18 protein-coding genes and 1 pseudogene are annotated in these 21,361 nt (G+C 75.9%); 6 read left to right on the plus strand and 13 right to left on the minus strand.

Going from position 1 to position 21,361, the window contains the following annotated elements:
• Positions 1 to 443: 443 nt before the first annotated feature.
• The 5 genes from murJ to IPO09_20910 form a co-directional block, all read right to left on the minus strand.
• Positions 444 to 1,973 (minus strand): murein biosynthesis integral membrane protein MurJ, encoded by a 1,530-nt coding sequence (gene murJ, locus IPO09_20890; GenBank protein MBK9519733.1) that lies wholly within the window; start codon positions 1,971 to 1,973, stop codon positions 444 to 446.
• Between the two features lie 38 nt (positions 1,974 to 2,011).
• Positions 2,012 to 3,148 (minus strand): hypothetical protein, encoded by a 1,137-nt coding sequence (locus tag IPO09_20895; protein MBK9519734.1) that lies wholly within the window; start codon positions 3,146 to 3,148, stop codon positions 2,012 to 2,014.
• A gap of 2 nt (positions 3,149 to 3,150) precedes the next feature.
• Positions 3,151 to 3,717 carry a tetratricopeptide repeat protein gene (locus tag IPO09_20900; GenBank protein ID MBK9519735.1) on the minus strand — a complete coding sequence of 189 codons (567 nt, stop codon included), beginning with the start codon at positions 3,715 to 3,717 and terminating at the stop codon, positions 3,151 to 3,153.
• Between the two features lie 10 nt (positions 3,718 to 3,727).
• Positions 3,728 to 4,492 (minus strand): type III pantothenate kinase, encoded by a 765-nt coding sequence (locus tag IPO09_20905; protein MBK9519736.1) that lies wholly within the window; start codon positions 4,490 to 4,492, stop codon positions 3,728 to 3,730.
• Positions 4,493 to 4,560: 68 nt separating this feature from the next.
• Complete coding sequence (locus IPO09_20910) at positions 4,561 to 5,559, minus strand: biotin--[acetyl-CoA-carboxylase] ligase (protein MBK9519737.1); 999 nt, start codon at positions 5,557 to 5,559, stop codon at positions 4,561 to 4,563.
• Positions 5,560 to 5,963: 404 nt separating this feature from the next.
• Here IPO09_20910 and IPO09_20915 point away from each other — a divergent pair, with 404 nt between their 5' ends.
• From IPO09_20915 to IPO09_20925, 3 genes are all read left to right on the plus strand, one after another.
• Entirely contained in the window at positions 5,964 to 6,356 is a 393-nt protein-coding gene (locus IPO09_20915) for a DUF1801 domain-containing protein (protein ID MBK9519738.1), read from the plus strand.
• Positions 6,357 to 6,472: 116 nt separating this feature from the next.
• Positions 6,473 to 6,760, plus strand: coding sequence for a hypothetical protein (locus IPO09_20920; protein MBK9519739.1), 288 nt, complete (start codon positions 6,473 to 6,475; stop codon positions 6,758 to 6,760).
• Positions 6,757 to 7,338: a hypothetical protein gene (locus IPO09_20925; GenBank protein MBK9519740.1), complete on the plus strand. Its 582-nt coding sequence runs from the start codon at positions 6,757 to 6,759 to the stop codon at positions 7,336 to 7,338. Before IPO09_20920 ends, IPO09_20925 begins: the two co-directional genes overlap by 4 nt.
• 10 nt (positions 7,339 to 7,348) lie before the next feature.
• Here the strand turns inward: IPO09_20925 and nadC are convergent, their stop codons facing one another.
• From nadC to IPO09_20945, 4 genes and pseudogenes are all read right to left on the minus strand, one after another.
• The gene (gene nadC, locus IPO09_20930) at positions 7,349 to 8,185 is read right to left on the minus strand and encodes a carboxylating nicotinate-nucleotide diphosphorylase (protein MBK9519741.1); all 837 of its coding nucleotides are present in this window, start codon (positions 8,183 to 8,185) and stop codon (positions 7,349 to 7,351) included.
• Positions 8,186 to 8,193: 8 nt separating this feature from the next.
• Positions 8,194 to 11,353, minus strand: a pseudogene (locus IPO09_20935) (valine--tRNA ligase).
• Positions 11,354 to 11,428: 75 nt separating this feature from the next.
• Positions 11,429 to 13,066, minus strand: coding sequence for a response regulator (locus tag IPO09_20940; protein MBK9519742.1), 1,638 nt, complete (start codon positions 13,064 to 13,066; stop codon positions 11,429 to 11,431).
• Between the two features lie 84 nt (positions 13,067 to 13,150).
• Positions 13,151 to 13,933 carry a chemotaxis protein CheW gene (locus tag IPO09_20945; GenBank protein MBK9519743.1) on the minus strand — a complete coding sequence of 261 codons (783 nt, stop codon included), beginning with the start codon at positions 13,931 to 13,933 and terminating at the stop codon, positions 13,151 to 13,153.
• Positions 13,934 to 13,959: 26 nt separating this feature from the next.
• Between IPO09_20945 and IPO09_20950 the strand changes: the two genes are divergently transcribed.
• Together IPO09_20950 and IPO09_20955 are read left to right on the plus strand one after the other, a co-directional pair.
• Positions 13,960 to 15,318 (plus strand): diguanylate cyclase, encoded by a 1,359-nt coding sequence (locus IPO09_20950; protein ID MBK9519744.1) that lies wholly within the window; start codon positions 13,960 to 13,962, stop codon positions 15,316 to 15,318.
• 88 nt (positions 15,319 to 15,406) lie between these two features.
• Entirely contained in the window at positions 15,407 to 16,246 is an 840-nt protein-coding gene (locus IPO09_20955; GenBank protein MBK9519745.1) for a metallopeptidase family protein, read from the plus strand.
• 60 nt (positions 16,247 to 16,306) lie between these two features.
• On the opposite strand, the gene IPO09_20960 is transcribed toward IPO09_20955, so the two are convergent.
• Entirely contained in the window at positions 16,307 to 16,675 is a 369-nt protein-coding gene (locus IPO09_20960; GenBank protein ID MBK9519746.1) for a hypothetical protein, read from the minus strand.
• Between the two features lie 2 nt (positions 16,676 to 16,677).
• Positions 16,678 to 17,574, minus strand: coding sequence for a hypothetical protein (locus IPO09_20965; GenBank protein MBK9519747.1), 897 nt, complete (start codon positions 17,572 to 17,574; stop codon positions 16,678 to 16,680).
• Positions 17,575 to 17,751: 177 nt separating this feature from the next.
• On the opposite strand from IPO09_20965, the gene IPO09_20970 reads away from it, so the two are divergent.
• Positions 17,752 to 20,199: an ATP-dependent Clp protease ATP-binding subunit gene (locus tag IPO09_20970; protein MBK9519748.1), complete on the plus strand. Its 2,448-nt coding sequence runs from the start codon at positions 17,752 to 17,754 to the stop codon at positions 20,197 to 20,199.
• Positions 20,200 to 20,211: 12 nt separating this feature from the next.
• Here IPO09_20970 and IPO09_20975 read toward each other — a convergent pair whose 3' ends face one another.
• Positions 20,212 to 20,625, minus strand: coding sequence for a response regulator (locus IPO09_20975; GenBank protein MBK9519749.1), 414 nt, complete (start codon positions 20,623 to 20,625; stop codon positions 20,212 to 20,214).
• Positions 20,626 to 20,793: 168 nt separating this feature from the next.
• Positions 20,794 to 21,360 carry a nicotinate-nicotinamide nucleotide adenylyltransferase gene (locus tag IPO09_20980; GenBank protein MBK9519750.1) on the minus strand — a complete coding sequence of 189 codons (567 nt, stop codon included), beginning with the start codon at positions 21,358 to 21,360 and terminating at the stop codon, positions 20,794 to 20,796.
• Position 21,361 lies beyond the last annotated feature (1 nt).

Below are 21,361 nucleotides of genomic sequence, written 5' to 3' on the forward strand. Positions count from 1 at the left end.
CCACCGCCTGGCCCAGGTCGAGGCCTCCCGCGCCCTGGACGCCAAGGTGGCCGAGCTGGCGCTGGCCCTCGCCGCCGCGGCTCGCCTGGAGGCCGTGGAGCGCGAGGTCGAGGAGCTCAAGACCGAGCTGATCGTGGCGCGCGGCGAGGTGGAGGGGGCGCGCTCGGAGGTGGAGAAGCGGGGCGCCGAGCTGAGGCGCCGCATCTCCGACCTGGAGGCCGGCAACGCCAAGAACGAGGAGCGCGTCGTCAAGGCCTACCTGAAGATCAAGGGCGACGAGAAGGTGCGGGACAAGGCGCGCAAGGCGCTGGCCATCGCGCTGCAGCTCCTCGAGGAGGGGCTGCCGCCCGAGCCGGCCCAGCCGCGTCCGCCCGCCGCCGGCGCCAAGCTGGAGTAGCGTCGCGCCGCCGGGGACCGGGCCCGCCCGGCCGGGCGGCGCCCGCCTACCCGGCCCTGGTCTGGCGGCGCCGCCGCAGCGCCGCGCCGAGCTCGCCGAGCTCGGCGATGCCCAGCAGCCGCGCCAGCCCGAAGTAGACCAGCGCGCCCACCGCCACCGGCGCCAGCCCGACCAGCAGCTGGCGCCCCAGGCCGGGCGCCACGGCCAGCGCGCCCAGGCCCGCCGCGGCGCCCCAGGCCGCCGCGGCCAGCCCGGCCGACGCCAGCAGCACCCGCCCCAGCTGCGCCAGGATGCCGGCGCCGCCCAGGCCGCCGTAGACCCGGTGCCAGGCCAGCAGCAGCACGGCCAGGTTCACCCCGGCGGCCAGCGACGTGCCGAGCGCCACCCCGCGGAAGCCCAGCACCGGGTAGAGCGCCAGGTTGAGGCCCACGTTGGCCACCATGCCCAGCACCGAGCCGATGACCGGCACCCGCGCCTTGTCGAGGGCGTAGAAGGCCGGCGCCAGCACCTTGACCGCCGAGTAGGCGTAGAGCCCCACCGCGTAGCAGGCCAGGGCCTCGGCGGTGGCGGCGGCGTCGGCCGGGCCGAAGCGGCCGTGCTGGTAGATCAGGCTGACGATGGGCCCGCCCACCACCACCAGCCCCACCGCCGAGGGGACGTTGAGGAAGGCCACCAGCCGGAGCGCCGCGCCCAGCGTGCGCTTCACCTCGGCCTGGTCGCGCGCCGCGGCGGCCTGGGCCACGCCGGCCCCGGCCACGGTGGCGATGGCCACGCCGAAGACGCCCAGCGGCAGCTGCATGAGCCGGAAGGCCATCTGCAGCCAGGTGACGGCCCCGGCCTCGTGCGAGGCGAAGATGGTGTTGACCAGGATGTTTACCTGGGTGGCCGACAGCCCGATCACCGAGGCGGCCATGAGCCGCCCGATGCGGCGCAGGCCGGGGTCGGCCAGCCGCGCCCGGGACAGGCCGGGCACCGGCACGCCGCCCACCGCGCGCAGCGAGGGGACCTGCGACAGGAGCTGCAGCAGCCCGCCCAGCAGGGTGCCCACCGACCAGCCCACCACCGCCCGCTCCGGCGGCCAGCCGGCCGCCCACAGCCCCAGGCCCACCGCCAGCGAGCCCACGTTGAAGAGGGCCGGCGCCACCGCCGGGGCGGTGAAGCGCCCCTGGGCGTTCAGGATCCCCATGGCCACCGCCGAGAGCGAGACCAGGAGGAGGAAGGGCATCATGATGCGGGTGAGCCGCGCCGCCAGCGGGGCGTGCTCCGCCAGCCCGGGGGCCACCGCCGCCACCAGCGGCTCGGCCAGCAGGCCTCCGGCCAGCACCAGCGCGCCCACCACCACCAGCACCAGCGCCACCACCGTGCCGGCCAGCCGGCGGGCCGCGTCCGGCCCGCGGTTGCGGGCCACGTCGGCGAAGGTGGGCACGAAGGCGCTGGAGAGCGCCCCCTCGGCGAACAGGTCCCGCAGCAGGTTGGGGATGCGGAAGGCGACCACGAAGGCGTCGCTGAAGCGGTTGGCGCCGATCAGCACCGCGAAGAGCTGGTCGCGCAGCAGCCCCAGCACCCGCGACCCCATGGTGGCCGCCGACAGCCCGATGGCGCGCCCCACCCTCACTACTTCTTGTCCATGCTGGCCTTGGCGGCCTGTTCCTTCTTCATCAGGTAGCCCTTGGCCTGGGACTGGATGGTCTGCGGCACGTTGCGGTCCCGCGCCAGGTCCTTGATGTCCTTCTCCTGCAGCGTGAAGAGCAGCTTGAGCGCGGTGGGCAACGGCACCTTGGGGTTCTTCACCAGCGAGACCTTGATGGCGTAGGTCTTGGTGAACTCGCGGTTGGAGTAGATGTGGCGCAGCACGTCGGCGTTGACGGTCCGCGAGTTGGCCAGCCCCATGATCTCGCCGTCGGTGATGCGCGGGCTGGTGGCCGAGGCCATGCAGACCAGCTTGTTGGAGTCGCGCAGCAGGATGGTGCGGGCCTCCTTGTTGCCGAGGGTGGCCAGCTTGATCTTCTCGGAGACGCTCATCTTCATGATCCGCTGGGTCATGTTGAGCTTCTTGCGGGCCTCCTCCTCGCCCTCCGGGCCCCGGCCGGCGGCCGCCTCGGCCTCCACGGCCAGCTCCTCGCGGTACTCCGCCATGAGCCGCTCGGCGGTCTCCTGGTCGGCCGACTGGCCCTCCGGGTGGACGCCGTGGACGCGCAGGTGGGCCGCCACCAGCTGCGGCACGTCGAGCAGGGTCAGCCCGTTGCGCACGCAGAAGTCGCAGGCGCCGTCGATGGTCGAGGCCAGGGCGTGGGGGTTCTGGCAGAGCGCCCGGATGATGGCGTCGTGGCGGAGCAGCCGCAGCTCGTTCTGGCGGATGATCTCGCCCATCTTCTGCGAGGCGTTGAGCGCCAGGCGCGCGATGGTGTCGTCGGGGGTGGACGGGTTGAGCAGCAGGAGCTCGGTGGCCTGCTGGCTGGCGGCCAGCCGGTCGGCCAGCCAGTCCAGCACCGGCCCGCGCAGCCCCTCCGAGCGCAGGGCCACCCCGAAGATCTTGTCGGGCAGCCCCTCGGCGGTGCGGGCGGCCGCCTCCTGCACCGCCGGCTCGGGGTCGAACGAGAGGAAGTAGAGCAGCGTCACCGAGTCGGAGGGGGCGGTGGCGGGCACCAGCGCCTTGGCGCCCATCATGCGGAGCGGCAGCGGCGCCTTCTCGTCGGCGTGCTTGTGCAGCGGCTTCGGGAGGGTCTCGAGGGGCAGCGGACAGGTGGACACGGTCAGCTCCGGGGAGGCTCGGCGGGCGGCGCCGCGGCGGGCAGCGCGGCCGGGGTGGCGGGACCGCCCAGCGCCTCCGGGGAGAGCTCGTAGGGGTGGGTGTGGCGGCGCGCCCACCGGTGGCGCAGCCGCCCCAGCAGGCGGTTGAGCGGGTTGCCGCGGTCCAGGAACGGCAGCACCGGGGCCCGGCGCGTGCCCAGGGCCGAGAGCGCGGCCAGCAGGGCCGGGTGGCCCGGCCAGGCCTCCAGGCCGCGCGTCACCAGCTTGACCGCCCGCTCCCGCTGGTGGAGCACCAGGTGGACCCGCGCCTGGTTGAGGAGCAGCTCGGCGTCGAGCCCCCCGGCGCGCAGCGCCTTCTCGCACAGCGAGGCGCCCAGGCTCAGGTTGCGCTCCACCAGGGCCAGCGTGACGCCGTACCAGGACATGGCGCGCAGGTGCCGCGGATCGAGCCGGTGGGCGCGCTCGAAGGCGTGGTGGGCCACCTCCAGGTGGCGCACTGCGAAGGCCGCCAGCCCCTCGTCGAGGGCGGCCGCGACCTGCTCGGCCGGCGTGGGGGGGGCGGTCGTCACGGGCCAGGCCTCACCGGTTCCGCTCGTGGATGAGGCGCAGCCCGTCCAGCGTGAGGTGCTCGTCCACCTCGGAGATGGCCCTGGAGAGGCCGGCCACCAGCCCGGCCAGCCCGCCGGTGGCCACCACCTTCGGGCTGGTGCCCAGCTCCTCGGCCATGCGGGCGCACAGGCCGTCGACCAGCCCGACGTAGCCGAAGACCAGGCCGCTCTGCATCGAGTGCACCGTGTTGCGCCCGACCACCAGCGGCGGGCGGGCGAACTCCACCCGCGGCAGCTTGGAGGCGGCGCGGAAGAGCGCCTCCATGGAGATGGTCACGCCCGGGCAGATGGCGCCGCCCAGGTACTCGCCCTTGGGCGTGATGGCGTCGAAGGTGGTGGCGGTGCCGAAGTCCACCACGATGAGCGGGCCCTTCCACCTCTCGAAGGCGGCCACGGCGTTGACCACCCGGTCGGCCCCCACCTCGCGCGGGTTCTCGTAGAGGATGGGCATGCCGGTCTTGACGCCGGGCCCGACGAAGAGCGGCTGCAGGCCGAAGTAGCGGGCGCACATCTGGTGCAGGGTGAGGGCCAGCGGCGGCACCACGCTGGAGACCGCCACCGCCGTGACGGCGGCGTGGTCCAGCCCCACCGAGGCGAAGAGCTGGCGCACCAGGATGCCGTACTCGTCCCCGGTGCGGGTGTGGCTGGTCTCGATGCGCCAGTGCTGGCGCAGCGAGGCGCCAGCGAACACGCCCAGCACGGTGTTGGTGTTGCCGACGTCGATGGCCAGGAGCACGGCGCGAGACTAGCCGCGCCCCGAAGGGCGGTCAACGCGGTGCGGCGTGGCCGCCGGCGGGGCCGGCCTCAGGCCGGGCGCAGCAGCGCCACGTCGCCCGAGTGGACCCGCTGCAGGCCGTCGGCGGTGCGCACCAGCAGCGCCCCCGCCTCGTCGATGTCCTCGGCCAGGCCGGTCAGGGTGGCCCCGTCGGTCCGCACCGTGACCTGGCGCCCCAGCGTCACCGAGCGCTCCCGCCAGGCCTGCCGGATGGGCTCGAAGCCCTCCTCCAGCCAGCGGTCGTACCAATCCTCCAGCGCGGTGAGGCAGGCCACCAGGAAGAGGGCCCGCGGGGCCGGGTGCTGCCGCTCCAGCAGCAGGCTGGTGGCCTCGCCGCGCAGCTCGGGCGGGAAGTCCTCGGCGCGGGTGTTGACGTTGACCCCCACGCCGACCACCAGCCAGTGCACCAGGTCGCTCTCGGCCGACAGCTCGGCCAGGATGCCGGCGATCTTGCGGCCGCCCACCAGCAGGTCGTTGGGCCACTTGATGCCGGCGTCGACGCCGGAGTGGCGCAGCGCCTCGCAGATGGCCACCGCCGCCACCAGGGTGGCCTCGGGCGCCCGCACCGGCGCCAGCCCCTCGGGCCGCAGCACCACCGAGAAGGCCACGTTGCGCCGGGCCGGCGAGACCCAGCCGCGCCCGCGCCGCCCGCGCCCGTCGGTCTGCCGCTCGGCCACCACCACCTCGCCGTGCTCGGCCCCGTCGTCCGCCAGGGCCTTGGCCTCGTCGTTGGTGGAGCCGAGCTCCTCGTGGCAGTGGAGCACCTGCCCCACGTCGTGGGTGTTGAGGAGCGGCCGCAGCTCCAGGGCCCGCAGCCGGTCCGGCACCGCCACCAGCCGGTAGCCGCGGGTGGCCACCGCGTCGATGCGGTAGCCCTGGCCGCGCAGCGCCTCGACGTGCTTCCAGACCGCGGCGCGGGTCAGGCCGAGCTTGTCGGAGATGGCCTCGCCCGACACCACCTCGTCGCCGGCCTCGGCCAGGAAGGCCAGGACCAGCTCCTCGCTGCCGGACTGCGTCGGCTCGGGCATGGGCGCTGGCGATTGTCGGCGGGCCGGCCCGAGGGTGTCAACGCGGGCCGGGGCCGGGGCGCTCAGTTCACCCTCTCCCCCAGGTGGCTGGGGGAGAGGGCCGGGGTGAGGGGGCGCCTCGGCCGGGGCCGGGGTCGGGGCCGGGGTCGGGGCCGGGGTCGGGGCCGGGGTCGGGGCCGGGGCCGGGGTCGAGGTCGCGGTCGCGGTCGGGGCCGGGGCCGGGGCCGGGGCGCTCTGCTCACCCTCTCCCCCACACCGTGGGGGAGAGGGCCGGGGTGAGGGGGCGCCTCGGCCCGGGTCTGGTTCGGGACCGGGACGCCCCCCGTCCGTGACTCGACTTCCCCGCGCACCCGCAGAATGGGCCCCTCCGGTCATCGACGGACGAGGCGCGTCGGGAGGCAGGCATGGCGGCGAGGAGGGCAGTCCAGGCGACCCCGCCGGAGATCGAGAGGTACCTCGCCAGGTTCACCGGCGACACCCGCGCGCGCCTGGAGCAGGTGCGGGCGGCGGTGCGGCGGGCCGCCCCGGACGCGGAGGAGAAGGTGGCCTACGGGGTCCCCACCTTCACGCTGAACGGCAACCTGGTGCACTACGCGGGCTACGCCAGGCACGTCGGCTTCTACCCCGGCCCCTCCGGCATCGCCGCGTTCCGGGAGGAGCTGGCGCCGTACGCCTTCGCCACGGGGTCGGTCCAGTTCCCGCTGGATCGCCCGCTGCCGCTCGGCCTGATCGGGCGGATGGCGCGGTTCCGGGTCCAGGAGAACCTGGCCCGTCCGGTGCGGCGGCGCCCGGCCTGAGCCGTGGCCGCGCCGCCCGGCCGCGCCGCACCGGCCCGGCGGCTGGCCCGAACGTTGCTCTCCCTGGGATCACGGACGACAACAGCTCGTCCGGCCATCCCACGAAAGGCCACGCCATGCGCAACGCTCCTCGCCTCTCCGCCCTCCTCGCCTCGGCCGCCCTGGCCCTCGCCGCACCGCTGACGGCCTCCGCCGCGCCGCAGGACCCCACCCAGACCACCACCACCCAGGAGCCGGCCACCGCGCCCGAGGCCCCGCCCACCAGCGACGCGGATCGCTACGCCTCGCAGGAGGCCGCCGACAAGTCGGCCGCCGAGTTCAAGGGCGGCGACGGCACCCTGGTCATCGGCAGCGGCGTCGTCGTCGTGCTGCTCATCGTCCTCCTCATCGTCGTCATCCTGTGACCAATCGCTCCACCGCAGCGGCGCTGGCGCTCCTGTGCGCCACCGGCTGCGCCTCGTTCGGCGGACGTTCGCGGGCGTTCGACCCGGCCCGCCTCGCCGCCGAACCGGGCTGGCTCACCGCCGCGCCGACCCCCCTGGTCCGCCAGGCGGGCGAGCAGGACTGCGGGGCCGCCGCGCTGGCCATGGTGGCCGGACGCTGGGCGGTGGCCCCCGCGGCCCTGGCGTCGGCCCCGGCGCCGGAGGCGCCACCGCAGGCCGCCCGGCTCGGCGACCTGCGGGACCAGGCGCGGGCGCTCGGGCTGACCGCCTTCGCGGTGGCCGCCGACCGCGACACCCTGCTGCACGAGCTCAGGGCCAGCCGGCCGATCATCGTGGGGCTGCACGTCCCGGTCTCGCTGGGCAAGGCCAGGCGCCACTACGAGGTGGTGGTGGCGGCGCACCCGGACCGGGGCCGGTTCGTGACCCTCGACCCGGCCATCGGCTGGCGCATCCGCGACTGGACCGAGCTCGACGCCGAGTGGCTCCCGGCCGGTCGGCCGGCCCTGGTGGTGGTGGGCGTGGCCACCCCGGTCGGTTGACGGGACCGGCTCAGGCCAGCTCGAGCGAGATGTCCACCGCCCGGGCCGAGTGCGTGATGGCGCCCATCGAGACGTAGTCCACGCCGGTGGCGGCCACCCGGGGCAGCCGCTCCAGCGTCATGTTGCCGGAGGCCTCCAGCTTGACCCGGCCGGCGGCCAGGCGGACCGCCTCGGCCATGGTGGCGTCGTCCATGTTGTCGAGCAGGACGATGTCGGCGCCGGCGGCCACCGCGGCCGTGAGGCCGGGCAGGTCCACCACCTCCACCTCGATGCGCAGCATGGCGCCGGCCCGCGCCGTGGCCCGCCGCACCGCCTCGGCCACGCCGCCGCAGGCGGCCACGTGGTTGTCCTTGATGAGGATGCCGTCCCCCAGCGAGACGCGGTGGTTGGTGCCCCCGCCGGCCCGCACCGCCGCCTTCTCCAGCAGGCGCCAGCCCGGCGTGGTCTTGCGGGTGTCGAGCAGGCGGGTGCGCCCGCCGCCGGCCTCGAGCGCGTCGACGCAGCGGCGGGTGGCGGTGGCCACGCCGGAGAGGCGCTGCAGGAAGTTGAGGGCGGTGCGCTCCGCCGCCAGCAGCGCGCGCACCGACCCCTCGGCCCGACCGAACCAGGCCCCGGCCTCCAGCCTGTCGCCGTCCTCGCACTCGAAGCGGCAGGCCGCCCCGAGCCGCTCGAAGACCCGCACCGCCACCGCCGTGCCGGCCAGGACCAGCCCCTCCTTGGCGAGGAACCGGGCAGCGCCGGTGGCGTGGGCGTCGAGGGTGGCCTCGCTGGTGGCGTCGCCGAGGAGGAGATCCTCCTCGAGGGCCAGGTCGAGGAGCCGCTCGGCGTGCGGAGAGAGGCGGGGCATCGCCGCTCCTACTTCTTGGCCTTCTTGGCGACCTTCTTGGCGACCTTCTTGACCGCCTTCTTGGCGGCCTTCATGGGCGCCATCTTCCGGGCCGGCTTCCTGGCGGCCTTCTTCGGCGCCGCCTTCTTGCCGGCCTTGGCCACGGCCTTCTTCACCTTGGCGCCGGCCTTGGCGGCGGCCTTCCGGGCCCGAGGCCACCGCCTTCTTCACGGCCTTGCGGGCCCTGGTGGCCGTCTTCTGGATGACCTTCACCTCGGCCTTGACGGCCTTCCGGATGACCTTGGCCTCGGCCTTGACGGCCGCGACGGCCTCCTGGACCTTCTCGACGACCTTCTCACCCACCTGCTCGGCCTTCTCGAGCGTGGTGGGGGCCGGCGCCGGAGCGGCGGGCGTGGGGGTGGTGGGCGGGCTGCTGGGGGGCGTCGTCTCCATGGGTGTTTCCTCCCTCTCCTCGGTGTCCGCGCCACGCATCATGGCGCGGTGGTTCGTCAGCTTCAGCTTGGTCTGGTGCAGCTCGGCCACCCGGGCCCGGTCCTTGGCGACCACCTCGGCCGGCGCCCGCTCCACGAAGGTCGGGTTGGCGAGCTTCTTCTCCAGGAGCGCCAGGTCGGCGTCCACCTTGGCCAGCTCCTTGTCGATGCGGGCCGTCTCGGCGGCCAGGTCGATGACCCCGAGGAGCGGCACCCGCACCTCGAAGCCGGCCCCCACCATCACCGCCGACTGCGGCGCGTGGGGCGTGGCGGCCGCCCGGTGCACCCGCAGGCCGGCCAGGCCGGCCAGGCGCGCCACCCGCTTCTCCTCGCCGGAGGTGAGCAGCGCGTGCACCGCCGCGTCGGTCACCGCCACGTGCACCGGCAGGCCCTCGCCGAGCGGCACCTTGAAGGGGATGCCCATCTCGCCGCGCAGGTTGCGCAGGGCGTCGATGATGCCCAGCACCGGGCCGAAGGCCGAGACGGCCGCCTCGTCCACCGGGCCGACCTCGGGGTAGCGGCCCGCCATGATCGAGTCGGGCCAGGCCTCCGCCTTCACCTCGGCGCGCAGCACGCTCCACAGCTCCTCGGTGATGAAGGGCATGAAGGGGTGGAGCAGCAGGTAGGAGGTCTTCAGGCAGTGCACCAGCACCACCTGCGTCCCGGCCTTGCGGGCCGGGTCGTCGCCGTAGAAGGCCTCCTTGGCCAGCTCGATGTACCAGTCGCAGAGCTCGTGCCAGACGAAGTGGTAGACGGTGTTGGCGGCGTCGTTGAAGCGGAAGGCCGTCAGCGCCTCCACCGTGCCGTTCACGGCGGCCTGCAGCCGCGCCAGGATCCAGCGGTCGGCCGCCCCGCTGGCGGCGGCCAGCGGATCGAGGCCGCGATCCTCATGGCCCTCCAGGTTCATGAGGGCGAAGCGCGAGGCGTTCCAGAGCTTGTTGGCGAAGGCGCGGTACCCCTCGATGCGCTCGTTGGCCAGCTTGATGTCGCGCCCCTGGGCGGTGAGCGCGGCCAGCGTGAAGCGCAGCGCGTCGGCGCCGTACTTGCCGGTGATCTCCAGGGGGTCGATGACGTTCCCCTTGGTCTTCGACATCTTCTGGCCCTTGGCGTCGCGCACCATGGGGTGGAGGTAGACGGTCTTGAAGGGCACCTCGCCCATGAAGTGCAGGCCCATCATCATCATCCGGGCCACCCAGAAGAAGATGATGTCGTGCCCGGTCTCCATGACGGAGGTCGGGTAGAAGGTCCTGAGGGTGGCGGTCTGGTCCGGCCAGCCCATGGTGGAGAAGGGCCACAGGCCGGAGGAGAACCAGGTGTCGAGCACGTCCTCGTCCTGGCGCAGCGCGGTGGCGCCGCAGGTCGAGCAGGCGGCCGGCGCCTGGCGCGCCACGGTGACGTGGCCCTCCGGGCAGTACCAGGCCGGGATCTGGTGGCCCCACCAGAGCTGGCGGCTGATGCACCAGTCGTGGATGTCGCGCATCCACGCCATGTAGGTGTTGGTCCACTGCTCCGGGACGAACCGGGTCCGCCCCTGCTCCACCGCCTCGATGGCCGGCCTGGCGAGCGGCGCGATCTTCACGTACCACTGGTCGGAGAGGAGGGGCTCCAGCACCGTCTGGGAGCGCTGGCAGCGCCCCAGCGCCATGGGGTTGGGCTTCGCGCCGCGGGCCAGCCCCTGCTCCTCGAGCAGGCGCTTGACCTCCCTGCGGGCCTCGAAGCGATCGAGCCCGGCCACCGGCCCGGCCGCCGCCGTCATCTTGCCGTCCAGGCCGATGACGGTGAGGAACTCCAGCCCGTGGCGCTTGCCCACCTCGAAGTCGTTGAAGTCGTGGGCCGGCGTCACCTTGACGGCGCCGGTGCCGAAGGCCATGTCGACCAGGATCCCGTCGGCCACGATGGGGAACTCGCGGCCGGTCAGCGGGTGGCGCACCCGCTGGCCCACCAGCGCGCGGTAGCGCTCGTCGTCCGGGTGGACCGCCACCGCGGTGTCGCCCAGCATGGTCTCCGGGCGGGTGGTGGCCACCACGATCTCGCCGCCGCCGGCCGCCAGCGGGTAGGCGAAGCTCCACAGCTCGCCGGGGTGCCCCTCCTCGTGCTCCACCTCGAGGTCGGAGAGCGCCGTGCGGCAGTCCGGGCACCAGTTGATGAGCTTCTTCTCCCGGTAGATGAGCCCCTCCTCGTGCAGGCGCACGAAGACCTCGCGCACCGCCCGGGAGAGCCCCTCGTCCATGGTGAAGCGCTCGCGCTCCCAGTCGAGGGCGGCGCCCAGCGCCTGGTGCTGCTGCCCGATGCGCGAGCCGTACTGCTCCTTCCAGGCCCAGACGCGCTTCAGGAACTCCTCGCGCCCCAGGTCGTGGCGGCTCTTCTTCTCGGTGCGCTTCAGCTCCTTCTCCACCACCATCTGGGTGGCGATGCCGGCGTGGTCGGTGCCGGGGAGCCACATGGTGTTGAAGCCGGAGAGCCGCTTCCAGCGGATCAGGACGTCCTGCAGGGTGGCGGTGAGGGCGTGGCCGAGGTGCAAGGAGCCGGTCACGTTGGGCGGCGGCAGCACGATGGAGAAGGCCGGCCGGGTGGTGTCGTGTTCGTCGCCGTGGAAGTAGCCGCGCCCCTTCCAGAAGGCGTACCAGCGCGCCTCCACCTCCTGGTGCTCGTAGCCCTTGGCGAGCGCGCTCTTGGTCTCGTCGGCGTTCTGTTCCACGTCTGCTCCGGGCGCCACGGGCGCCGGCGGCCGGCCGGCGGGGCGCGGGTTGGGTCGTGCGGTCCGGCGCCCTCGTCAGCCCTGGCGGGCCTTGACGAGCCGGTCGAGGTTCTCTCGGATGATGGTCTCGGCGAGCTGGGGGACCACCTCCCAGACCACCCGCTCGATGACCTCGCGCGAGGCCCGGGAGAGCGCCTCCCGCAGCGCCGCCTCGCCGCCGTCGACGCCGCTGGCGCCGCCCGGCGTGACGCCTGCGGCCCCCTGGACCACCACCGGCGCGGCGGTGGGCGTGGGGGCGGAGGGGGCCGCCGAGGCGGCCGGCGGCGCCGCCGCGACGACCGGGGCCGGCGCGGGCGCCTCGGGCTCCGGCTGGTGACCGGTGGCGGTGACCGGCGGCACGAACTCGTGCATGGGGGCGAGCTCGAGCTCGGCCAGCCCGTCCTCCTCGGCGATCTCGATGGGCTCCGGCGCGGCCGCAGCGGGCTCTGGCGCGCCGGGCTCCGGCTCGAAGTCGAGCAGGTCGAGCGCGGGCGGCGTCAGCGGGGGGGCGGGCGGGAGGACGGTCCTGGCGGCGCGGGGCGCGGCCTCGGCCGACACGTCCACGTCGCTCCAGTCGTCCTCGGGCGGCCGGGCCGGCGCGGCCGGGCGCGGCGGCGTGGCGGGCGCGGCCGGGACGCCGAGGCCGAAGGGATCGGGGCGCGGCGCGGGCGGCGCGGCAGGGCGCGGCGCGACCGCCGGCGGGGCCAGCGGGCGGGCCGCGGGCGGCGGGAAGACGCCGGCGGGCGGCGAGGCGGACGGCCGGGCGGCGGGCGCAGGGAGGGGCGCGCCGGGCGGCCGAGCCGCGAACGGCGGGGCGGCGCCGGCGGGCGGGCGCGCGCCGGGCGGCGGCACGGCGCCGGTCGGCGGACGAGCGCCGGGCGGCGGCGCGGCGCCGGGAGGAGGCCGGGCGCCGGGTGGCGGCACGGCGCCGGCAGGAGGGCGGGCGCCCAGCGGCGGAACGGCGCCGGGCGGCGGGCGCGCGCCGGGCGGCGGCACGGCACCGGCCGGCGGGCGCGCGCCGGGTGGGGGGACGGCACCGCCGGGCGGACGCGCGCCGGGCGGGGGGACGGCGCCGGGCGGCGGGCGGGCGCCGGGCGGCGGCGCCGCGCCGGTCAGCGGGCGCAGGCCCATGGGGGCGGCGGCGGGCGTGGCGGCCGGGCGCGGCGCGGCAGGCGCCGGCGGACGGGCCGCGGCGGGCGGAGCCGTCACGCTCGGTGAAGGAACGGCCGGCGCCGGGGCGGGCGGGGCGGGGGCCACCTCGGCGGGCCGCGCGAAGGAGATGACCCCGGGCGTGGCCACCGGCGCCGCGCCCTCCACCAGCTCGCGCACCTTGTTGATGAGCGCCTGGCTCTCGAAGGGCTTCTGCAGGAAGGCGTCGCAGCCCACGGCGTGGGCGCGCGCCTCGTCGAACGCCTCGAAGGTGCCGGCCAGCAGGATCACCGGCACCGGGGCCAGCGCCGGGTCGGCCTTGAGCGCCTGGCAGACCTCGTAGCCGTTCTTCTTCGGCATCACCACGTCGAGGAGGATCACGTCGGGCCGCAGCGCGCGGGCCCGCGTCAGCGCGTCCTCGCCGTTGTCGACCGCCGTGACGGCGTAGTCCTCGTTGGCGAACGTGATGGCCACCACCTTCTGGATGGTGATGGAGTCGTCCGCGAGGAGCAGGGTCTTGGGCATGGCGGGTTCCAGGCGTGGAAGTGGCCCCTGTGGAGTACCGCCCCACTCTCCCGAGTGTCAAGATTTTCGAGTGCTTACGCGCGCCTACGTGCCCCCGAAGAGCGCATCCCAGGGCGGGCGCAGGACGTCCTCGGCCCCGCTCCCCTCCCCCACGGCGAGCACCCGGTCGGCGGCCACGCCCACGCCGGCGCCGCCGGCGTCGAGCAGCAGCACCTGCCGTGGCGTGGCCGCGGGCGGCTCCCCGTAGAGCACGCCGACGTCCACCACCGTGTGGAGCGCGCGCCCGTGGTGGAGCAGCCCCCGGTGGGATGGCGGGGTGAGCGGCACCGGCGCCAGCCGCGGCGACTCCAGCACCTGGACCAGGATCGACAGCGGGACCCCGAAGGTGAGCCCACCCCGGGCGAAGCGGATCTCCCGCTCCAGCCAGGGGCCCAGCGACGGGGGCGGCTCACCCAGGTCCTGGGCCGGCTCGATGGGGGCGAACCCCAGCGAGGAGACCGCCAGCTCCAGCGCCACCTGCCCGCCCGCCACCAGCGCCCCGGCATAGGGGGAGGGCTGCGGCACGATGGTGTGGACCGGCAGCTGGAAGACCTCGGCGGCGGAGAGGTCCACGATGCCGTGCAGCGCCTCCACCCGCAGCGCCGAGCGGGGCGAGGCCTCGGTGACCAGGGCGTAGCGGGCCGGCCCGCCGGGCAGGCCGAGCACCGTGGAGACGTAGGCCGACGGCAGCGGCTCGCCGCGCGCCACCACCTCCACCTCCCCCGCCGCCACCTCCAGGATCTCCCGGACCTGGGAGAGGCGCAGGGCCAGCCGGACGCCGCCCACCGAGAACAGCAGCGCCTTGCGCTCGGACGGGAGGGAGCTCACCGGACCATGATATACCTTGGGTCGAAATGGCCCACGCGGTCCTGCTCGTCGACGACGAGCGCTTCGCCCGGACGGTGTACTCCGACTACCTCCGGGCGGCCGGCTACGAGGTGGAGGTGGCGGCCGACGCCGAGGCCGCCCTCGGCATCCTGGGCCGTCGCCGCTTCGACGTGCTGCTCACCGACGTGATCCTGCCGGGCTCCTCGGGGCTCGACCTGCTCTCCTCGGCCAAGCAGCTCGACCCGAACCTCGAGGTGGTGGTCATCACCGCCCTCGACAAGGTGGACCCGGCCGTGCGCGCCATGAAGTCGGGCGCCTCCGACTACCTGGTGAAGCCCGTCACCCCGGAGGCGCTGCAGCACGCCGTGCAGCGCAGCCTGTCGACCCGGGCGCTGCTGGCCGAGAACATGTCGCTGCGGGCCCACCTCAAGCTCTTCGAGACCTGCCAGCGGCTGGCCGCCACGCTGGACCGCGACCGGCTGGTGCCCATGGCGCTGGCGGCGGTGGTCAGCGAGACCGCCGGCACCGCCAGCCTGCTGGCCGAGATCTCCAGCGACGGCAGCTGGGTGCTCTCCGGCGCCCACTGGCTGGAGTACCAGGCCGCCGCCACCGCGCTCACCGCGGTGCGCGACGCCCTGCCGGCGCTGGCCGACCGCGGCGTGGCCACCGTCACCCTGCCGGACGTCTCCTGGCCCGGCGACGCCACCCACGCCCTGTGCCTGCCGGTGCTCGACGAGGCCGGCCTGATCGGCGCGGCCATCTCGCTGGTCACCGCGCCGCCGTCGTCCGATCGGCTGGCCAGCGCCACCTTCCTGTGCCGGCACCTGGGGCTGGCGCTGCGCAACCTGGGCCGGCTCAAGCAGGTGGAGCACCTCGCCTACCTCGACGACCTGACCCGCCTGTACAACACCCGCTACCTCGACGTGGTGCTGGACCGCGAGCTGGCCAGCGGCCGCCCCTTCACGCTGCTCTTCATGGACGTGGACCACTTCAAGGCGGTCAACGACCAGCACGGCCACCTGTCCGGCTCGCGCCTCCTGGTGGAGGTGGCGCGGATGCTGCGGTCCTGCGTGCGCGACGAGGACGTGCTGGTCCGCTACGGCGGCGACGAGTACGTGGTGCTGCTGGTGGGCATCGACTCGGGCGGCGGCCTCAAGGTGGCGGAGCGCATCCGGCGGGCCATCGAGGACCACCGCTTCCTGTCGCGCGAGGCCACCCCGGTGCGCATCACCGCCTCGATCGGGCTGGCCAGCTACCCGGAGCACGCCGCCGGCAAGTCGGAGATCATCGACCTGGCCGACCGCGCCATGTACCGGGGCAAGCGGACCACCCGCAACGTGGTCTACATGGCCTCGAGGGACCTGCCGCCCTCGCGCGAGCGCTGAGCGGCCCGAGGGCGCGCCCCTCCCGGACCTCCGGCGGCGCCTCGGCCGCCCGGCGACCGCGCCGGCGCCGCGCTAGACTCTCCGCCCCATGCCCCAGCGCGACGAGCCCGAGGTCGACCCCCGCTTCTCGGCCGCCGCCGCGGCGCTCGACGAGGGCGACCTGGAGCGGGCCGTCGCGCTGGCCCGCGCCGGCGCCAGGGCGGCCCGCCAGCACGGGCTGCGCGACCTGGAGGCCGACCTGCGCTGGCTGGAGGGCTCGGCCCTCACCGAGCTGGCCGATCCGGCCACCGCCCTGGCGCGCCTCGACGAGGCGCTGGCGCTGGCTCCCGACCACCTCGACGCCAGGCTGGAGCGTGCCTTCGCCCTCAGCGAGCTCTCCCGCTTCGACGAGGCGCGGGCCCAGCTCGAGGACGTGCTGGCCCGGGCGCCCGAGGAGGCCTGGGCCCACCACCAGCTCGGGCTGCTGGCCGAGCGGCGCGGGGACCAGGCCGAGGCGACGCGGCGCTTCGAGCGGGCCCGCCGCCTCGATCCGCAGGCCTTCCCGCGCCCCGTCAGCGTGTCCCGCGCCGAGTTCGACGGGCTGGTGGAGGCGGCGCTCCTCGACATCCCGGAGCAGGTGCGCCGCTACCTCGCCAACGTGCCCATCACGGTGGAGGACCTGCCCTCCGACGACGACCTCGCCGGCTCCGAGCCCCCCCTCTCCCCCACCATCCTGGGGCTCTTCCGCGGCGCGCCCTACGGCCAGAAGGTCTCCTCGGATCCCTGGAGCCACCTGCCCTCGGCCATCGTCCTGTACCAGCGCAACCTGGAGCGGGCGGTCGGCTCGCGGGCCGAGCTCGAGGAGCAGATCGGCGTCACCCTGATCCACGAGGTCGGGCACTTCCTCGGGCTGGACGAGGACGAGCTGGCGGCGCGCGGGCTGGACTAGGGGCCTGCGGAGGGCTCATCGACTCGCCGCCTCGGGGACACCCCCGCGGCCGCGAGCGGCTCAGGGCCCCGGCGCGCAGCGGTGATCGGCGCTGCAGGCCTCTCCCGGCGCGCAGGTGGAGGCGTCGTCGCAGCGCCCCGGCAGCGCCTGGCAGGTGTGGTCCGGGGCGCACCCCTGCCAGCCGCCACACTGGGCCTCCACGGTGCAGCGGCCCGGCGCGGTCTGGCAGCGGCGGTCGGCCGTGCAGACCTCCCAGCCGGCGCACTCGGCCGCCTCGAGGCAGCCGAGGCACAGCCCCGCCTCGCAGCGCTCGCCGGCGCGGCAGTCGGCCACCGTGTCGCAGCGGCCGTCCGGCTCGAAGGCGCAGCCGCCCGCCCCACCGAGCGCCGCGGCGCAGAGAAGCCACGCGGCCAGGCCGAGGGGCCGCATGGCTAGAACGCCCCCGCCACGCCCACGGTGGCGCCGCCGCGCACCGGCGAGACGTCCGGCGCCAGCGCCCAGAGCGTCAGGCCCGCCGAGGTGGCCAGGCCGCCGGCCACCAGCAGCACGGTGGCCGCCTGGCCGGCGCGCCGGGCCCGCCGGTAGTCGGCCTCGTCGCCGGGGCGCAGCGTGCCGGCCTGGTAGCGGTCCTCCAGGTCGCGGGTGAGGCGGGCTCCGAGCCAGGCGACCGCCCCCCCACCGCACAGCAGCGCCAGCCCGCCGGCCGTGGTCCAGCGCCCGGCGTCGCGCTGCCAGGGCGGGGCCGGCTCGAGCGCCCGGGCGGAGGCCGCCAGGGCCGGCCGGGGCGGCGCGGCGGCCGGCCCGGGGGGACGGGGCGGGCTGGCCCCGGGCAGGGTGATGGTCCCGGACGCCGCCGTGCCGGCGGCCGGCGGCTCCAGCAGCTCGAACTCCAGCGCCTCCAGGGCCAGGTCCACCGGCCGGGTGTTCTGCACCGAGAGGTTCGAGCCGAAGGTGACGCTGCGGGTGCGCCGCCCCCGCGCGTCCACCAGGGCGGCGGTCACCAGCACCTCGGCGCGCCGGCGCACCGCGCTGGCGAGGAGCACCGCGCCGCCCTCGGCCAGGCCGGCCAGGCAGGCATCGGCCGGCGCCGTCCCGCAGTCCGGCCCGAGCCGCCGGCCCTGCCGCAGCACGCCGCGCCGCGCCGCGTCCCGCAGCCCGGCCTCCAGGATGGCGGTGAGGTCGGTCCGCTCGTCCGCCAGGAGGCCGTCGGCCGCCACCGGGTAGACGGCCACCGGCAGGGCGGCGCGGGCCGCGCCCGGCGCCAGGGGCGCGCCCGCCACCAGGACTGCGAGGACCAGCCAGCGGCCGCCGCGCGGGGCCTTGACCATCTTCGACCTCTCCGACGCTCACGAGACGGGCGGCACGCTACCACGCCGGCCAGCGGCCCCGCGCCGGCCCGGCCCCGGCCGCGTCGGGCAGCGGCCCCGACGCGCCACGGCGCGCAAGCCCCCGGGATCAGCCGAAAAATTGACGGCCCGCGGGCGATATCGGAACCTCGCCGCCACATGCCCGCCGTCATCGAGTCGATGGAGCTCCTGCAGGTCCTCAGCGAGGCGGAGGACATCGCCCGCAGCGTGAACCAGCCGCTGACCAGCGCGCACCAGCTCCTGGCCTTCTTCACGGTGCCGAACCGGGCCGAGATCCTCCTCAAGGAGAAGCGCATCGACGAGGACCGCATCCTGGCGGTCATGGCCGGCAAGCCGCGCGAGGCCGAGGCGCTCACGCGCGACCTGCGCGAGCAGGCCCGCGAGCTGGCCAGCGGCACCGGCGCCGCCGAGATCGACTGCCTGCACCTGCTGGCCGCCATGAGCCGCGTGCAGGCCTGCTGCGCCCACCAGCTGCTGGCGGCCTGCGGGCTCGACCCGCGCCGGCTGCGCACCGAGACCATCAGCCTCTTCGCCAACGGCCTGCCCCGCAAGTACCGCCAGGTCCAGCCGGTGCGCGTGGCCAGCGCCCCGGCGGCCCACCGGGCCCCGGCCGAGCGGCCCGCCGCGCCGGCCGAGGACGGGGTGCTGGAGGACGACCTGGCGGCCGCGCTCGACGAGCTGGAGGGCGCCGCGACCGCCCCGGCGGCCGGCGCCGCCGCCCCCGCCTCCCCGTCGACCCGCGCCGCGACGCCGGGCGCGCCGCAGCCCGCCCAGGCCCGCGGCCGCGCCCCGGCCAGCCGCCACGCCCTCGACCCGCGCGAGTTCCCCTGGCTGTCGCAGCTGGGCCGCAACCTCACCGAGCTGGCCGCCCTGGGCAAGCTCGACCCGCTGGTGGGGCGCGAGCGCGAGGTGGAGGAGGCCGTCGACGTCCTCGGCAAGCGGCGCTCCAACAACCCGCTGCTGGTGGGCGAGCCGGGCGTGGGCAAGACCGCCATCGCCGAGGGCATCGCGCAGCGGCTGCTGGCCGACGGCGGCGCCCACGCCACCCGCACCGTCATCGAGCTCGACATGGCCAGCGTGGTGGCCGGCACCCAGCTGCGCGGCTCCTTCTCCGAGAAGCTGCTGGGCCTCAAGGAGGAGGTGCGCCGGGCCGAGGGCCGCATCGTGGTCTTCATCGACGAGGTGCACACGCTCATGGGCGCCGGCGCCACCGGCGAGGGGCCCCAGGACGCCGCCAACGAGCTCAAGGCGGCGCTGGCCCGCGGCGAGTTCCCCTGCATCGGGGCCACCACCCACGACGAGTACCGCCAGCACATCGAGAAGGACCCGGCGCTGGAGCGGCGCTTCTCGCCGGTGCTGGTGCGCGAGCCCAGCGTGGCCGACACCGTCACCATCCTGGGCGGCCTGGCGGCGCGCTACGAGCGCCACCACGGCGTCCGCTACGCCCCCGAGGCCCTGGAGGCGGCCGCGGCGCTGTCGGCCCGTCACGTCACCGACCGCTTCCTGCCCGACAAGGCGGTGGCGGCCCTGGACCTGGCCGGCAGCCGGGCCCGCCGCGAGGGCCGCCGCGAGGTCGGCGCCCCCGACGTGGCGCGGGTGGTGGCCAAGATGGCGGGCATCCCGGAGTCGCGCCTGCTGGCCTCCGACCGCGAGCGGATCCTGGGGCTGGAGCGGGCGCTGGCCGAGCGGGTGGTGGGCCACGAGGAGGCCATCGGCCGCGTGGCCCGGGTGCTCAAGCGCAACTTCGCCGGCTTTGCCTCGCGCCGGCCCATGGGCTCCTTCCTCTTCCTCGGCCCCACCGGCGTGGGCAAGACCGAGCTGGCCAGGGCGCTGGCCGACGCCCTCTACGGCGCCCGCGACGCGCTGGTCCAGCTCGACATGAGCGAGTGCGCCGAGCCCACCGGCGTGGCGCGCCTGGTGGGCGCGGCCCCCGGCTACGTGGGCTACGGCGAGGGCGGGCAGCTCACCGACGCGGTGCGCCGGCGTCCGGCCTGCGTGGTGGTGCTCGACGAGATCGAGAAGGCCCACCGCGACGTCCAGCAGCTGCTGCTGCAGGTGCTGGAGGAGGGCCGGCTCACCGACGGCCGCGGCCGGCAGATCGACTTCTCCAACGCGGTGGTGGTGCTCACCAGCAACCTGGGGGCCGCTGAGGCCACCCGCACCTCGCAGGCGGCCATGGGCTTCGGGGCCGCCGAGCGGGCCCAGCCGCGCCAGGACCGGGTGCTGGAGGCGGCCCGCGGCGCCGTGCCGCCGGAGCTGTGGAACCGGCTCGACGAGCGCCTGGTGTTCCCCTCCCTCTCCCGCGACGACGTCGCGCGCATCGCGGCGCTGCTGCTGGCCGAGTCGGCGGCGCGCCTGCACGGCGAGCGGCGCATCCGCTACGTGGCGGCGCCGGAGGTGGCGGCCTTCCTGCTGGACCACGGCGGCTGGGACCCGACGCTGGGGGCCCGTCCCATGCGGAGCGCGGTGCAGCGGCTGGTCGAGGCGCCGCTGGCCGAGCGGATCCTGGCCGGCGAGTTCCAGGCCGGCGACCAGGTGCGGGTGGACGTGGAGGGCGGGGCGCTGCGCTTCTGCCGGGCCGCCTGAGGCCGCGGCGGCTCAGCCCCGGCGCCCCACCTGCTCCACGAACCGGATCATCTCCTCGACGGCCACCGGCTTGAGGAAGAGGCGGTCGCCCATGGCCTCGACGAAGGTCACCGCCCGGGGCGTGAAGGCGCCCGCCGTGCAGAAGGCGGTGCGCCGCGCCAGCTCGGGGTGGCGGGTCTCCAGGTGCTGCCAGACGGCCGGGCCGTCCAGGTCGGGCATCATGATGTCGCAGAAGACGGCGTCGAAGGCGCTGTCGTGCTCCAGGAGCGCCAGGGCCTGGCGGCCGCCGCTGGCCACCGCCACCTCGAAGCGCTCGCCCAGCATCCGCCGATAGGCCGCCAGCAGCGCCGGCTCGTCGTCCACCAGCAGCACGCGAGGGCGCGGCGCAGGCGACGAGGCGGTGTCGGAGTCGTTGGGGGGCGGCATGGCGGGCCGGCGCCGGGGTGTCCGGCGCGTGGGGCAGGGGCACGGTGCCGCAGACCGGACTGCGGGTCAACCGGTCGTCGGGCCGGTACCGGGGGAACCCATCCCCCTCCCGTCCGGGTCCGCCCTGACCCGCCGCCCCGGGGTCGCCGCGCCGGGGCCCCGCCCGGCTCACGCGCTCGGCAGGTAGAGCCCTCGAGCCTGGGCGTACCCGGCGACCTGGCGCGGCACCAGCCTCGAGACGTCCTGGCCGGCCGCCAGCCGCCGACGCACCTCCGACGACGAGACCGCCGGCAGCGCCGGCTCGGCGCCCCCGGGGTACCCCTGCCTCCCCACCACCACCACCCGCGCCAGCGACTGCACCAGGTCCCAGCGGTACCACCTGGGCGTGTCGGGCAGGATGTCGGCCCCCACCACCAGGACGAAGCGCCGGTCGGGGTGGCGCTGCGTCAGGTGCTCCAGCGTGCGGGCGGTCTTGCCGCAGAGCGGGTCGTCGGCCAGGTCGGCCTCGGCGGCGCAGACGTGGGCGCCGCGGATGGCGACCACCGCCAGGCGGCACATCTCCAGCCGGTCCTCGAAGGGCGCCAGCGGCTTGCCGAACGGGTGGCGCCAGGCGGGCAGCAGCCAGACCTCGCGCACGCCCTGGGTGGCCAGCGCCCACCAGGCGGCCATGACGTGGCCCACGTGCGGCGGGTTGAAGGACCCGCCGAGCAGCGCGATCTCGGGGCGGTCGGGCATC

The sequence above is a fragment of the Anaeromyxobacter sp. genome (assembly GCA_016718565.1).
In the GTDB taxonomy this organism is placed as follows: Bacteria; Myxococcota; Myxococcia; order Myxococcales; family Anaeromyxobacteraceae; genus JADKCZ01.